Annotated in this window: 9 protein-coding genes and 1 pseudogene; 7 read left to right on the top strand and 3 right to left on the bottom strand. The window is 57.8% G+C overall.

The annotated features are described in order from the left end of the window. Positions 1–521: 521 nt before the first annotated feature. Both NZK35_RS25065 and NZK35_RS25070 read right to left on the bottom strand, forming a co-directional pair. On the bottom strand, positions 522–2,006 hold the full coding sequence (locus tag NZK35_RS25065) for a sulfatase family protein (RefSeq protein ID WP_259635267.1): 1,485 nt from the start codon (positions 2,004–2,006) through the stop codon (positions 522–524). Positions 2,007–2,047: 41 nt separating this feature from the next. Further along, positions 2,048–3,559, bottom strand: a complete 1,512-nt coding sequence (locus tag NZK35_RS25070) for a sulfatase family protein (RefSeq protein ID WP_259635268.1) — start codon at positions 3,557–3,559, stop codon at positions 2,048–2,050. Between the two features lie 360 nt (positions 3,560–3,919). Here NZK35_RS25070 and NZK35_RS25075 point away from each other — a divergent pair. The 3 genes and pseudogenes from NZK35_RS25075 to NZK35_RS25085 form a co-directional block, all read left to right on the top strand. Beyond that, positions 3,920–4,285: pseudogene (locus NZK35_RS25075) on the top strand (sulfatase family protein); the annotation flags it as partial. Positions 4,286–4,326: 41 nt separating this feature from the next. Then, on the top strand, positions 4,327–5,982 hold the full coding sequence (locus NZK35_RS25080; RefSeq protein ID WP_259635270.1) for a glycoside hydrolase family 172 protein: 1,656 nt from the start codon (positions 4,327–4,329) through the stop codon (positions 5,980–5,982). 83 nt (positions 5,983–6,065) lie between these two features. Beyond that, positions 6,066–8,201: a sulfatase family protein gene (locus tag NZK35_RS25085; RefSeq protein ID WP_259635271.1), complete on the top strand. Its 2,136-nt coding sequence runs from the start codon at positions 6,066–6,068 to the stop codon at positions 8,199–8,201. A gap of 198 nt (positions 8,202–8,399) precedes the next feature. Here NZK35_RS25085 and NZK35_RS25090 read toward each other — a convergent pair whose 3' ends face one another. Continuing rightward, entirely contained in the window at positions 8,400–8,582 is a 183-nt protein-coding gene (locus NZK35_RS25090) for a hypothetical protein (RefSeq protein WP_259635293.1), read from the bottom strand. Between NZK35_RS25090 and NZK35_RS25095 the strand changes: the two genes are divergently transcribed. The 4 genes from NZK35_RS25095 (at position 8,541) to NZK35_RS25110 (ending at position 14,829) form a co-directional block, all read left to right on the top strand. After that, the gene (locus NZK35_RS25095; protein WP_259635292.1) at positions 8,541–9,773 is read left to right on the top strand and encodes a glycoside hydrolase family 28 protein; all 1,233 of its coding nucleotides are present in this window, start codon (positions 8,541–8,543) and stop codon (positions 9,771–9,773) included. The genes NZK35_RS25090 and NZK35_RS25095 overlap by 42 nt on opposite strands. Positions 9,774–10,157: 384 nt before the next feature. Further along, complete coding sequence (fucP, locus tag NZK35_RS25100) at positions 10,158–11,606, top strand: L-fucose:H+ symporter permease (RefSeq protein WP_259635272.1); 1,449 nt, start codon at positions 10,158–10,160, stop codon at positions 11,604–11,606. Between the two features lie 56 nt (positions 11,607–11,662). Beyond that, the gene (locus NZK35_RS25105; RefSeq protein WP_259635273.1) at positions 11,663–12,652 is read left to right on the top strand and encodes an alpha/beta hydrolase; all 990 of its coding nucleotides are present in this window, start codon (positions 11,663–11,665) and stop codon (positions 12,650–12,652) included. Between the two features lie 2 nt (positions 12,653–12,654). Further along, complete coding sequence (locus NZK35_RS25110; RefSeq protein WP_259635274.1) at positions 12,655–14,829, top strand: right-handed parallel beta-helix repeat-containing protein; 2,175 nt, start codon at positions 12,655–12,657, stop codon at positions 14,827–14,829. The last annotated feature ends 150 nt before the right edge of the window (positions 14,830–14,979 follow it).

The following is a 14,979-nucleotide window of genomic DNA, read 5'->3' on the forward strand; positions in this document are numbered from 1 at the left end:
TCAAGTCCCATCGACCCCGGCGGGGTCGCAGCGAATCAATCCGCCGGCGGTGCCGCAGTTCGCCTTGCTAAAAGAGATTGATCGGGATGCTTGAACGTTGCTGCAGGCCGGATTCGAGGGCGCGGGCGCCATTCGCTTCGACACCCTCCGGGGTCGCGTCCGGCAGGGGCCGGATGTCCGGAGGTGTCGCTGCGCTCACCTCCGGCTACTGGCTTTGACCCCGTTCGGGGTCATGCCTGCGAATCCAGTATCCCGTGGGACATCGATTGTATAACGGCAGCTTTTGCCAGCTCATTTAGATTCTCTCCCTTTGGGAGAGACGGCGTTTGCGCAGCAAGCAAACGCCAGAGAGGGTTCATACCGCAAAAGTCTTGGCGCCTTCCGCTACGATCAAATCCGTCACTTATACAATCGACGTTCCTAGCAGCGACCCAGAATCGCCTAAAGGCTAGACACCAACGCGCGCTGGTGTGCAGGCTTCAGCCGCCCATCGTCGCTGCGAAGCAGCGATCCGAGATCGCCTAACGGCTGGACACCAACGTGTCGATCTGCTGCTTCAGCTTCGGATTCAAGAACCCGGCGTCTTGTGCCTGTGTGTAATCGCGCAGACGACCGGCCAGTTCACAAACGATGTCGCGATTCTGTTCCAGGTCGATAGAATTTTTTAATTCGTCCGGGTCGGTTTTTAAATCAAACAACCAAGGGCGTTCCGAAACCGACAGCACCAGCTTGTACCGGTCGGTGATCACCGCAAACCAAGACGGCTTGAGTCCCGAAGACTGGATGATTGCCACATCGTCCCACGCCAGATCGCTCTGGGCGGTCAGCAACGGTGACGCATCGCGGCCAACCGCTCCCGCTGTCGCTTCTTTTCCAAGCAACGACAACAACGTCGGGGCAAAGTCGACCGTGCCGAGCGCCTGGTCGACCCGCGTCCCCGCCGGGATCAATCCCGGCGCCGCGATGATCATCGGAATCTTCGCACTCGCCTCATACGGGTTACCCTTGTTCAGTCGTCCATGTTCGAAACAAAGGTCGCCATGGTCCGAGGTGAACACGATGATGGTTTTGTCGGTCAGCTTCAGTTCCGCCAAGGTGTCCAGGATCTGGCCGACATTGTCATCGATGCAGCGGACCATGCCGAAGTACAGCGTCATCAGCGCCGGATTGAATCGTGCCGCCGAGTTTTTACCTCCCACCGCTGCCCAAGCCGGATTCTCGTTTGCCATCGAAAACGACATCGGCGGTCGAATGACCATGTCGGCAAACATCGTGTCGTAGGGTGGGCGCACCGTGTTGGGTCCATGCGGATCCGGAAGACTGAGGTGGTAACAAAACGGCTCGTCGGCATGTTCGCGGATGAAATCCATGGCGCGGTCGGCCAGCCAGTCGGTTGCAAAAGTCTGCTCATCGGCGTCACCGACGTCGTAGCTGGGCGCATCATTTTTGTCACGCGAACCGACTCGTGGCCCGGCGTCGGTCAGCTGAAACTTTTTCCAATGTCCACGATTGAACATGAAGCGATTGTCGCTGAAACCGAACTGCCGTCTCGGAGCCCACTGCGGTTTACCGGGCCCGTCGAGGTGCCATTTGCCGGCGTAACCGGTGGCATAGCCATCCCGGCGAAGCGCCTCGGCAAAGGTGACGATGTCACTGTCCATCGGCTCGTTGTTGGTATGGCTGCCGGTCTGGTGCGGATACCGCCCGGTGAAGAACGCGGCACGGGAGGGCGTGCAAACGGGGCTGGTCGCATAAAACGACGTACAAATGGCGCCGCGACGGGCAATCGAATCGATCGCCGGAGTTTCCACGAACGCCTCTTTCCCCCACACAAACGCTTGCTCCTGGGACAGCGTCTGGCGATAGCAACCGAGTGTGCGGAAATTGTGCTCGTCGGTTTGAATGATCAAAACATTACGAGGCTCATCGGCTCGCGATGCTGGACTCGCCAACGAACCGGCCAGTGCCAGCAGGAACGCGGCCGGGACAAGGTAGGATGGTTTCATCAGATGGATCTCTCGGCGGGCGGCTGTTAAGGGATTGTCTTTTAGTACTTTTCGTTGGTTCCAAACATCTCGAACTTCGACGGCCTCGGTCGCACGCGGACACTGTGATCCGGCTCGCCCGTCACGCGATCGAATTCATCCGGCGTTCGACGCGTCGGCAGATAGTCGCCGGTTCGTTGGGTCCAGTCTTCCAGAGCGACTGTCAAACGATCACGGACACGGTGGTACGCGGGATCGTTGATGCGATTTTGCAACTCGCCGGGGTCACGCTGCAAGTCGTACAGTTCCCACTTGTCGCGTGGTGCCCGAAAGCAAGTCTGTTGATGGGGCAACAATTTCCCTTGCTGTTGCAGTCGCAGCATGGTTTGCCAACTCAGTCCGCGTCCGGCATCGGCCGAGGGCGTCGGCGGCAGATCGATGTAGTCGTTGCGAATCAGTTTGTATTGCTGCGTCATCACGCTGCGGGCATGGTCCTCATAGTCGTGCCAGTGGTCTTCGGCGAACGCGAATTCACGATGCGGCTGCGTCGGATCGTCAAGCACCCGGACGAAGCTTTGCCCTTCGGTCGCCAGCGAGGACGTGGCTCCGGCCAGTTCCAGGAATGTCGGGGCAATGTCCACGGCGCTGACCAACGCGTCCGTCGTGACGCCTGGCTTGACCACGTGCGGCCAACGGACGATCCACGGCGTGCGAATGCCGCCATCGTAGAGTGTCGTCTTGTCGCGTGGAAAAGGGCGGCCGTTGTCGCTGATGAACAGAATCAAGGTATTGTCCGCGACTCCCTGCTGCTGGAGCGTTGCAACCACTTTGCCGACGTAGGTATCCAGTCGACCGATTTCGTCATAGTACAGTCGCAAGTCTTCGCGGACGTCCGCGGTATCGGGCAAATGTGCCGGCACAATCACATCATCGGCACGATGCGGGGGATCGAGCGCTCCGTCGGTGTATTCGCGATGGGGATCAAGCGCGGCCAGCCAAAGAAAGAACGGTCGATCGCGGGGCCGATCCTCAATCGCTTGCTCCCAGTCCTCACATCCGCTGGGTTGCTTGGCGATCATTTTGGGCGGCTGGCCGTCTTCTCCCGATGGCAATACAAATCCCGCCGTCGACGCTTCGTAGATCCGGTCGAAATGGTCTCGCACCGCATCGCCGAGGTGCCACTTTCCGGCCGCCGCGGTGTAATAGCCGAGTTGACGAAGCTCGGCGGAAAAAGTCCGACTGCCCTCGGGCAAGGGCCAGTGCAACTGTTCGGCCCCCGTGTTGTGGGGATACTTGCCCGTCAAAATACTCGACCGAGACGGACTGCATGAATTGGTGGTCAGATAAGCGTGCTTGAACCGCAACCCCTCGGTCGCCAAACGGTCGATGTTCGGTGTTCGAATCGCAGGATGACCGTAGGCGCCGCAGTCATCCCAGTTCATGTCATCGGCGATGATCAAAACCAGATTCGGCGGGGCCGCGAGCAAAGCACCGGTCCCGAGGCCGACGCAAGCCTGAAGAGCAACGGCGAACAGAACTCCGGCGGTGATCAAACGTTGTAGCGGTCGTGTCATGATTCCAGGTGCAAGACTCAGATGGAGAAGTCGATGGTGACGACTCCATTAGACACCAAATGGCCCGGCCATGCCCCCGCCCAGCCATGCCCCCGCCCGGCAACGCCCCCCAACGCCCTGCGTGTCGCATATAGATCATTGGATGCCGCAATTTGTCCGTCGGCATCGTGGCGATGGGCGTAAACTGTTGGCGATTCTGGCCGTGCAAGACTGTCGCGATCGTTCAGGGGGGACGCCACGCCAACTCCATCCCTCCGCGCCTTTTCAATGCCCGTACGTCAACAAGGCATCGTCCGATCGCGTCTGCCTTTCCCACCTCGACTCCTCTCCCCTTTCCCTCCTGACTTGCGTGAATACACCATGCGACTATCGCTGCCACTGTGCGTATTCCTGAGCCTGATTTCGCTGGCCGCTCTAAACGCAGCCGAGCAGACGAAGCCCAACATCGTGGTGTTCCTAGCCGACGACATGGGGTGGGGTGATTCAGCAACTTACGGCCACGAGCTGATTCAAACACCCAACCTCGACAAACTGGCCTCGCAGGGTGTCAAGTTCACTCAGTGCTATTCGGCTTGCGGGGTTTGCTCACCGTCACGGTCAGCGATCCTGACCGGCCGGACTCCGTATCGCAACGGTGTCTATCGGCATCTGTCGGGCAATCATGAAGCTCACCTGCGGCGGAGCGAAATCACGTATCCGAAGCTGTTGAAATCGATCGGCTATGAAAGAGGCGGTAAACTGAGCTATTGATAAACGGCATCACAATCATGAAACGCGTCTCGAAAGCCACTTGTCTCATCTTCGCCGTCGTGGCGTTGTCTGCCGCTCGTGTTCAATCACAGCAGCCTGTTTCGATCCAGTCTCTGCTCAGAGAGATGGGTGATCGCGATCAGGTGGCGCGGTACCCGAAAGCCGACTTCCGTCTCAAACAAGCCAGCAGCTACGACCGGGCTTCCAAAACGCCCGACGACCCCAAGGGCTGGTTCAGTAATATTGATCGCAACACGAGCGACAAACACCACAACTTCGTTCGCACCGAAGAAAACCGAGGCCGGAAGGAATGGGTGGTGATGGAGGACGAAGGCCCAGGGGCGATTGTCCGATTTTGGGTTCCCTGGCGAGACCAGTTGAAACCCGGATCTGACATCCTCATTCGGTTCTACCTCGATGGTGCGTCCGAACCGGCCCTCGAAGGCAACATGTTCGATCTGTTTCAGGGAAAGGGTCTGATTCCGTTTCCACTGGCACACGAGTCCCTGCGGTCGGCCGTTTCGTTTTTCCCGATTCCTTACGCCAAGAGCTGCAAGGTGACCCTGTCGGATCACCCGTTCTTCTTCCAGTTCACGTACCGCGAGTACGACGAAGACGTCGACGTGAAGACGTTTTCGATGGAAGCGTTTCGGTCCGCCAAGTCATCGATCACCGCAACCTGCGATTCTCTTCTCAACCCGGCCAAGGCCGCGGTCGGTGACGTGATCAAACTGAAGGAGACTCTCGGCGGCGGTCAGGAGCAGTCCGTGTCGCTGAGAGAGGGCGCCGCGGCGGTCCAAACTCTGTCGCTCAAGCTGGGCAGCTACGACGACGCGAACATCACTCGGCACGTCGTTTTGAAGATCAGCTTTGACGGAAAGGAAACGGTCTGGTGCCCGATCGGCGACTTCTTCGGTTCCGGTCTCGGCTTGAACCCGTTTCAGGGATGGTATCGCACGGTTGACAGCGACGGCACGATGACCAGCCGCTGGGTCATGCCGTATCAAAACAACGCGAAGGTTTCGATCTTGAACCTGAGCGAAGAGCCGGTTGTCGTTGAACTCACGGCAACGGTCGGAGATTGGAAATGGGATTCGTCCAGCATGTACTTTCACGCCGATTGGCACGGTCAGTTTCCCGTGCCGACACGGCCGTATTCAGATTGGAACTACGTCACGCTGAAGGGGCGTGGGGTTTACGTCGGCGATACGCTGACGATCATGAATCCGGTGGAACGTTGGTGGGGCGAAGGCGATGAAAAGATTTTCGTCGACGGCGAAACCTTCCCATCGATCTTCGGCACGGGCACCGAAGACTATTACGCCTACTCGTGGGGAGGTCGCAGCACCGACTTTTACGAACACCCGTTCCACGCCCAGACGTTCAGTCACAAGTACAATAAGCTGAGCCGTAAACCCAAGATCGACGAAAAGAACACACAGGGCTTCAGCACCGAAACGCGCACTCGCGCTCTCGACACGATGCCCTTCAGCAGCTCGCTACAACTGGACATGGAAGTCTGGTCTTGGACGGATTGCGAGATGGGCTACGCAGTCGGGGTGTATTGGTACGGCGATGCGGACACGACCTCTAACCGCAAGCCGGATCCGGAAGAGGTGCTCAACGTGCCAGTCGTGCCGGAGATCAAGCATCCGAAACCGCGTTCCAAGTAGACCATAAAACCGCCTTCGTTCGCACCTGTTTTAGCGACGATTGCTCCGCACTTGAGACTTTCCTAACGATAAAGCGACACACCATGAAGTACCTTCCCCTGATACTCTCTGCCAGTCTGTTTCTGTCGTTGGCGACGGTTTCATTCTGCCGCGCCGCCGACACACCGCCCAACGTCGTTCTGATCTTTGCCGATGATCTCGGCTACGGCGACCTGGGATGCTATGGCGCGAGCCATGTGCAAACGCCCAACATCGACCGACTTGCCGCCGAGGGCCGCCGGTTTACCGACGCACATTCGGTCTCAGCGGTCTGCACCCCGTCACGTTACGCGCTGCTCACCGGCCAATACCCGCTGCGCGGTAACGGAGGCAGGGGCATCTGGGGACCAGCTCCGGTGACGTCACCACTTCTTGTCGACACGGAAAAAACGACGATCGCGGATGTTTTTAAAAACAGCGGCTACAGTACGGCGGCTTTTGGAAAATGGCATCTGGGATTCGGCCAGGAAAAGAACGACTGGCAAGAACCGCTGCGCCCCGGGCCGCAGGATCTCGGTTTTGATTACTACTTCGGGATGCCTGTGGTGAACAGCGCACCTCCGTATGTCTTTGTGGAAAACGATCGCATCGTCGGGAGCGATCCCGCCGACCCGTTGGTTTACTTGGGCAGGAACAACAAGGCCGCCACGCCGATCACTCCGATTCCTCCAGAGGCCGCGCAGCGCAGTCCCAATCAATTTGGCGGGGCGAAGGAAGCTCACAAGTTGTTCAACGATTACAAGGTCGGCACCACGCTGGCGGAGAAGTCCGTCGAGTGGATCAATGCTCGCAAGGACGAACCGTTTTTTCTGTATCTGGCAACAACCAACATTCATCACCCTTTCACGCCGGCCAAACGTTTCCAAGGCACCAGCCAGTGCGGACTTTATGGCGACTTCATTCATGAACTGGACTGGATCGTCGGTGAGGTGCTTGCATGTCTTGAAGAAAACGGTTTGAGCGACAACACGCTGGTGATCTTTACCAGCGACAACGGCGGCATGTTCAACCACGGCGGACAGGCCGCTTTCAAAGCCGGACACCGACAAAACGGCGACCTGCTGGGGTTCAAGTTCGGCGTCTGGGAAGGCGGTCACCGCGTGCCACTGATCGTCCGTTGGCCGGGCAAGGTGAAGGCCGGAACGATTTCCAACCAGTTGATCGGAAACGTCGACATGCTGGCAACGTTTGCGGCACTGACGCAACAGCAGTTGGACAAGGCCCAGCAAGCCGACAGCGTTAACATGCTGCCCGCCTTTGTCGGCGAACCGCAGAAACCGATCCGCGACCATCTGGTCCTCGCCCCTCACAAGGGCACGCACCTGTCGGTTCGCAAAGGAAAGTGGATGTATATCCCCGGCCAGGGCAGCGGCGGGTTCGGAGGCCGGAAACCGGGCGACCATACGTTCGCGGGACCGCCGGCGGTCAGCTTTGTGGGTTCAGTGAACAGCGACATCGAAGACGGCAAAATCAAGAAAGACGCCCCGCCAGCTCAGCTTTACGATCTGGAAGCAGACGTCAGTCAGACACGAAATGTGTACAACGAACGTCCCGAGGTGGTGAAGGAACTCGATGCCCTGCTTTCAAGTTACGCGCCTCCAAAGCAAACGTCACGCCCAGCGAAACGAAATCCGCGTGCGCCGGCCAACCCCGCCAAGAAAACGCCGGCGACACCGAGTCTCCGAACCGCGTCCTTCGATTTCGAGTCCGGCAAGCTGGAACCCTGGAAGGTCGTCGATGGTGAGTTCGGGCATGTCATCGGTAGCAGAGACCGATTTTTTCACAATCAAAGAGAGTACAACAAACAGGGTGAATCGTATCTGACGACGCTTGAACCCTCCGCGGATGCCAACAAGGGCACGGACATGCAGACCGGCGTGATCGTATCACCACTGTTCATTCCCGACGGCGGAACGATGACCTTCCGGATCGGCGGCGGACGCGGACCGTCCACCTACGCCGCGCTGTGCACGGCCGACGGCAAAGAAGTCGCATTCGCGCGCGGCATCAATGACCAGGTCATGCAGCAAGCAGCCTGGGACCTTACTCCTTATGTCGGTCAGAAAATGTTCATCAAGGTTGTCGACCATTCGACCGACGGCTGGGGACACATCACCGTAGACGACTTTCAGTTCGATGCGAAAGTGCTGGACGAATACTCTCCATCGGTGTCCGACTAAGCCCTCGCCCACCGACAGCGTGATACGCCTTCATGCCCGTGGAGGCGAGTCGAAGTGAATTCGGAGCGGCGTCGAACAAAGTCGCGATACTCAAGCCGCGCAAACCGTTCACACCCCGCCCTCAATAGCATGCAACGCTCGAAGAATGACACGCAGAAGACAATGGGAACACAAATGGACCGGCAATCGTCCGTCAAGCTAATCACGACCGTTGTTCTGCTCGGGGTCGTCTTGACACATCTCCGTGATCCCCAAGACGCGGTTGCAGTGAACGACGCCAGGTCCGTCACGAAGGTGATCAACATCAAGAGCTTCGGCGCGATCGGCGACGGTGTTGCGATGGAGACACAAGCGATCCAAGACTCGATCGATGCCTGTCATGATGCAGGGGGAGGGGTCGTGCGCGTCCCCACCGGCAGTTTTCAAATCGGCACGATCATTCTGAAGAGCAATGTCACCCTTTCGCTCGACTACGGAGCCAGCTTGCTCGGAAGCACCGATGTGGCTGACTACCCCACGGAAAACCTCAGCAGACCCCGAGAGGGCGCCGCTCATTGCCTGATTTACGCTGAAAACGCGAACAACATCACCATCGAAGGTCTCGGCGTGATCGATGGCAGGGGAACTCACGAGAATTTCCCGCGGAACAGGAGCGGCGGCAGAAACTCTGGCATCCGCCCACGCCTGATCCGCATGGAGAGTTGCGAGGATCTCACCTTTTCCGGCGTCACCTACAAACGCCCCGCCTTCTGGGGATTGCACTTGATCGACTGCAAGAACATTCACTTCAACGCGGTGACCGTGCGATTCCGCAACAACAACTACAACAATGATGGATTCGACATCGATGGCTGTGAGAATGTGCTCATCGAGAACTGTGATCTCAGCACCGGAGACGACGCGATCTGCTTGAAGAGTTCAAAGAACCCGTGCCGAAACATTGTGGTCCGCGGATGTAAGCTGGACAGCAACACGGCTGCATTGAAGTTCGGCACTTCATCCCGCGGCGGGTTCATCGATGTGACGGTGACCAACTGCTATTTTCACGACTGTCCCATGGGCGCGATCAAGCTGCAGTCGGTGGACGGCGGACGCCTGGAGAATGTCGATATCTCCCGAGTGGTCATGAAAGAGGTGGGCTGTCCGTTATTCATACGTCTAGGCAATCGAGGCAGTCACTTTGGCGAAGGACGCGAAAGTCCGCCCGTCGGCACATTAAAAAACATACGTATCAGCGATGTCGTTGCCAAGGTCATCATAGAGGATCGAGCGAAAGCTGCTGAAGCGGTGTACAAGAATCTGGAAGTGGACACGACGCCCGGCGTGACTGACAAAGAGAAGTCGAAAGCCGGGCCGATTATGATCACGGGCATCCCCGGTCATTTCGTCGAAAACGTCGTCCTAGAGAACATCCAGATCTCCTTCCCGGGGCATGGCACGGAAGAAGATGCACGACGCACCGTTGCTGAAGACATTGATCGCTATCCGGAACAATTTTTCTTTGGCGTGCTGCCGGCTTGGGGGCCTACATCCGCCATGCAAGGAAGATTGAGTTCAAGAATGTCCAGCTGACGACTCGCGACGCGGACGAACGACAAAAGGTGGTGCTGGATGATGTTGAAGGTTTCGTCGATCAGTAAGCGTCGTTCCGGGTCACAGCAAACTCACCTGGGCACCGATCCAAACGCAAAGCCGGCTGCGGCGGCAACCCGAATGGACGTGGGCGGGATCGGGATCGCGAGCTCACCGGCGTCACCGGCGAAACTCTGACCGTGACCGGCTCTTTTGCGTCGACGGAGTGCCGCAATTCGTTATAACCATGTTGCGAATCAATATTCCAGACGCGATGGATTCAACTATCGTCTGGTTTCAGGCAGAAAATCGTTGCGACGCATGTGCTTTCTGCCGGAGGATGCCTTCCGCCCACACCCTTGAGAGCATGCAGTAAGGAATCGAATGACTGACGAAGACACTCCGACAGCCGAGCCGGCGACTGTTGGCCCGGCCCGCGACTTACCCGTGGTGCCGACTCAGTTCATCTATCCGTTTGTGATGGTCACGACGCTCTTTGCGCTCTGGGGCTTCGCCAACGACATCACCAACCCCTTGGTGCGGGCGTTCAAAGAGATCTTCTTGATCAGCAACGCTCAAAGCAGTCTGGTTCAATGGGCGTTCTATGGCGGCTACGCCACGATGGCGATCCCGGCGGCGCTGGTGATCCGCAAGGTTTCCTACAAGTCCGGCATTATCGTCGGGCTGTTGCTGTACGCAATCGGCGCACTGTTGACGATTCCGGCCAGCATGATGATGAACTTCAACGTCTTCCTGGTCGGCTTTTACGTCCTGACATTCGGGCTGGCGTTTTTGGAAACAACCGCGAATCCGTACATCCTGTCGATGGGCCCGCGGGAAACGGCGACGCAACGACTCAATCTTGCCCAGGCCTTCAACCCGATCGGATCGCTGACCGGCATGGTGGTCGCCAGTACCTTCATCTTGCCGGCCCTCCAAGTGTCGGAGTTCCGGGAGACGCAACTGCAGGCGCACCCGGAATACGCGACGATGTTGCCCAGTGAAGTCGATGGCTTGATCACCGCGGCGATGGAGCAGCATGCCGAAGATCACTTTGACGCTCGGCAAGAAATGGTGGCGCATGACTTGGACGTCGTGAAAACGCCGTACGTTGTCATCGCAATCGTTGTGCTGCTGGTACTCGTCGTCTTCGCCGTCTCGAAACTGCCCGATACGGGGCATGAGGAGGAAAAGATCTCGCTGAAGGCGCTGTTGAAGCACCTGATGACGAGTTGGCGATTCGTCGGCGGCGTGGTCGCGCAGGCGTTTTACGTCGGCGCGCAGATCATGTGTTGGACGTTCATCATTCACTATGGGATGACACTCGTCGGACTGAGCGCGGCACAGGCACAAAACTACAACATCATTGCGATGGTGATCTTTCTGGCCAGTCGGTTCATTTGCACCTTCATTCTGAAATACCTGTCGCCGGGCTTGCTGCTGGGAATCCTAGCCGTCGGCGGCGGCTTGCTGACGACCGGAGCGATCTTCATCCAAGGCATGTCGGGCTTGTATTGCTTGATCGGCGTTTCCGCCTGCATGTCGCTGATGTTCCCGACCATTTACGGTATCGCTCTGAGCGGATTGACGCCCAATGACGCCAAGTTGGGATCCGCAGGTTTGATCTTTGCGATTGTCGGCGGCGCGTTCCTGCCACGCTATCAAGGCGGATTGATCGACGGCCCCGGGATGACGATCGCGGGCCAAACGTTGGAATCCGTTCGCGTGTCGTTCTTCTTGCCGCTGATCTGTTTCGTCGTCATCGCGGTCTTCGGATTCGCGGTCTACCTGTGCTCGGGACAAACTGAAAACGAAGCCACTGCGTCGAGTTGAGTCGTCACACCCGAAGTGATTTGCCACTGTCGGCTTTCAGATAGAGAATCGCGAAAATGAGATTTGCATCAACGAAGCTTCTTGTTTGCTGCCTGGCGGCAGCAACGATCGGACTGCCATGCTTTTCGCAGGATGTGACTCAGGCCAACAAGAGGTTGCCGGCGTCCCTTGAGACGGATGGCGAAAAGAAGCTCGATGTCCAATACAAGGAAGTCCAGGGCAAAAAGCTGTCCTTGGATCTCTATTACCCACAGGAAAAGCGTGACAGCAAGTGCCCGCTGATCGTCTACACGCACGGCGGAGGCTGGGCGGCGGGCAGCAGGCACGGCGTCACCAAAGGCTTGTTCAAACCGCTGTTTGAGAAACTGATCGAAACAGGCTTCTGCGTGGCGTCGGTGGATTACCGGCTTACCAAGAAGGGCAGCGGGGTCTTGATGCGCGACTGTGTGATCGATTGCAAGGATGCGGTGAGGTATCTGGCCAGCAACGGCGAAGCGCTGGGCCTGGATCCCACCCGCTTTTTTGTGATGGGAGATTCCGCCGGAGGACAGATCGCGCAGATGCTGCTGCTTTCGGCGCCGGAAAGTTTACCGGGAGATCCAAGTCTGGCGGATGCCAACTACAACATCGTGGCCGGCGTCTCCTGGTATGGCCCCTGCGATTTCGAGAAAGTTGACTTGTTTGAGACGTCTGATTCATCCAAGAAAGCGGACCGCTTTGGCGGCCGGATTCTGGAGTCGGATGCCGATCCGAAAATCAAATTGGCCCGTTACCGCGAAATGAGCCCGATCAATTATCTGTCCGAGGACAGCCCGCCACTGCTGATGATCCAGGGTGACAAAGACACGACCATTCCGGTCAAGCACGCGTGGTACATGCAAGAGAAAGCGGAAGCACTCAATGCACCGGTCGAGGTCATGATCATCCGTAATTCCGGACACAACTGGCGAAAGGTGGGCGCGGAGATCGAACCGTCATTCGATGCCATTGTCGACCGCAGCGTGCAATTCTTGGTGGAACAGTTGTCAAACACAGGCAGCAATTGAACATGACGAAGTTCGCATGGATTTTGTTGTTGGTCCTGGTGACCGGAAGTGTTTGTCGAGCAGCCGAGACGGATGCGGATTGGTACGTGTCGACCAACGGATCGGACAGCTGGTCAGGCACGCTGGCGGAACCCAACCCACAGGGCAACGACGGGCCGTTTGCAACCTTGCAGCGGGCGCGTGACGCGATTCGGGAGTTGGGAGGGCGTCCGTCCAACGATGTCGTGGTCCTCGTCCGCGAAGGAACCTACCGACTGGATGAGACCGTTGTGTTCGGGTTGCAAGATTCTCCGCAGGGCGATGCAACCGTCACCTACGCCGCCTATCCCGGCGAAACACCGGTGTTCAGTTCGGGGAAGACAATCGACGGGTGGAAGAAGGTCACCGAGACCCTGCCGGGCTTACCGGACGCGGCGGTCGGTCACGTCTGGGCGGCGGATGTCTCGGATCGATTCTTTACACTCTACGACGACGAAGGCATGCTGCCGCGAGCCCGCTCGGCTGGATTTATCCCGCTCAGCGGCGGCAGTCGTAACCGGCTTCATTTTCCCAAGGGCCGATTGAAGAATTGGCCGAATGTGAAGGACGTGGAAATCATCGTCCGCCCGCATCATGCTTGGATCTCCAATGTGCTGCCGTTGGCATCGGTGGACGAACAAACACAGCTGGCGAGCACGTCGATCGACGCAACCTACGCCATGAACAAGTTGCATTTCTTGCCCACCGTCGAATCGTGCTGGGTGGAGAACGTGTTGGAGGAACTCGACGAACCGGGCGAATGGGTGCTCAACACAAAGCAAGGCAAGGTCTACCTCTGGCCGCGAAACCAGACGCCCGTGGTGGCGCCTCAATTGACGGAGTTGATTCGCATCGAAGGCGACGTCGACAAACAAGGGCCCAAGGACATCCCGGCCAGGAATCTGTGCTTTCGCGGTCTGACATTCTTGCACGGCGAACGCTATCTGTTGACCGCTGACGACGCGGGCCTGCAGCACGACTGGGACATGCACGACAAGGCCAACGCGTTGGTTCGGCTACGCGGCACCGAGAACTGCGCGATCGAGCAATGTCGCTTCGCCCACAGTGGCAGCGGTGCGATTCGCGTGGATTTGCACGGCCGGCAAAACAAAATCTCCGGCAACCATATCGAGCAGATGGGAGGAGCCGGCATCCTGCTTTGCGGCTACGGCCCAGGCACCAAGGATGTCAATCGCAACAATCTGGTGCTCAACAATCACATCCACCATCTGGGACGCATCTACCTGCATTCGCCCGCAATCCTGGTCTGGCAAAGCGGCAACAATCGCGTGGCGAACAACCTGATCCATCACATGCCTTACTGTGGAATCATCGTCTCTGGTTTCATGACGCACTTCTTCGACAGAAACGGCCGAGAGCTTTGCCGGACCATCAGGAAGCACGAAGTCGGTGACGTGCCGCGCAATCCGACGCTGGAAGAGGTTCGAACCTATCTTCACTCGCGGGACAACACGATCGAATCCAACGAGATTCATCACGTGATGGAAACCATGGGCGACGGCAACGGAATCTACATCCGCGGCGCGGGTGCCGGGAATGTGATCCGCCGCAACTACATTCACCACTTGGTGACCCCGATGCTGATGCAGGCGGCGATTCGCACCGACGGTGGCCAGCGCGATACGCTGATCGCAGAAAACCTGATCTACAAGTGCATGGCGCAGGGGATCATTTTAAAACTGAACAATCGCGCCGAAAACAACATCGTGGCCGATGTTCTCGCGCCGCCCCGAGGCTACTACCTGTCGCTGCGGGAAGGGCCGATGGAGGGTGCCGTGATCAAGCGAAACATCTTTTATTCCATGGGCAACGACACGGTCTTCATCGATGAACTGGCTCCCGGAAAAGGACGCAAGACCGAGGATAGCAGAGGGCGTGAGTTGGCGCGATCGAAGGATGCCGATACCGATTTCAACATCTACTACAGCTCGACCGATCCGGAACTGGCGAAACAGACGCTGGAAAAACAACAAGGCGATGGAGTGGACGCCAACAGTCGGGCGACGGACCCGATGTTCGTCGACCCGGAGAACGGCGACTTTCGGTTCAAGCCGGGATCTCCCGCACTGGAAATGGGCATCATCCCGATCGACCTGTCCCAGATCGGATTACGCAACACCCAGCATAAGGGGGAATGATCGTGGAACCGATTGCTTTGTTTCAATGAAAGCCTCTCTAAACGCAATGGCACAGGCCTAAATCAAAAGGTATTCAGCAACCGTTGGTGTCTAGCCTTTAGGCGATTCCCGGTCGCTGCGACGCAGCGAGAGTGGGCGGCTAAAGCCCAA

Origin of the sequence: Stieleria sedimenti, from assembly GCF_025060895.1 — a bacterium.
Taxonomy (GTDB): Bacteria; Planctomycetota; Planctomycetia; order Pirellulales; family Pirellulaceae; genus Stieleria; species Stieleria sedimenti.

What these genes read in the sequence shown, in the direction of transcription:
- fucP (WP_259635272.1), top strand. Translation starts at nt 10,158, where the DNA reads ATGACTGACGAAGACACTCCGACAGCCGAGCCGGCGACTGTTGGCCCG.
- NZK35_RS25070 (WP_259635268.1), bottom strand. Translation starts at nt 3,559, where the DNA reads ATGACACGACCGCTACAACGTTTGATCACCGCCGGAGTTCTGTTCGCC.
- NZK35_RS25095 (WP_259635292.1), top strand. Translation starts at nt 8,541, where the DNA reads ATGGAGACACAAGCGATCCAAGACTCGATCGATGCCTGTCATGATGCA.
- NZK35_RS25105 (WP_259635273.1), top strand. Translation starts at nt 11,663, where the DNA reads ATGAGATTTGCATCAACGAAGCTTCTTGTTTGCTGCCTGGCGGCAGCA.
- NZK35_RS25080 (WP_259635270.1), top strand. Translation starts at nt 4,327, where the DNA reads ATGAAACGCGTCTCGAAAGCCACTTGTCTCATCTTCGCCGTCGTGGCG.
- NZK35_RS25110 (WP_259635274.1), top strand. Translation starts at nt 12,655, where the DNA reads ATGACGAAGTTCGCATGGATTTTGTTGTTGGTCCTGGTGACCGGAAGT.
- NZK35_RS25090 (WP_259635293.1), bottom strand. Translation starts at nt 8,582, where the DNA reads ATGACAGGCATCGATCGAGTCTTGGATCGCTTGTGTCTCCATCGCAAC.
- NZK35_RS25065 (WP_259635267.1), bottom strand. Translation starts at nt 2,006, where the DNA reads ATGAAACCATCCTACCTTGTCCCGGCCGCGTTCCTGCTGGCACTGGCC.
- NZK35_RS25085 (WP_259635271.1), top strand. Translation starts at nt 6,066, where the DNA reads ATGAAGTACCTTCCCCTGATACTCTCTGCCAGTCTGTTTCTGTCGTTG.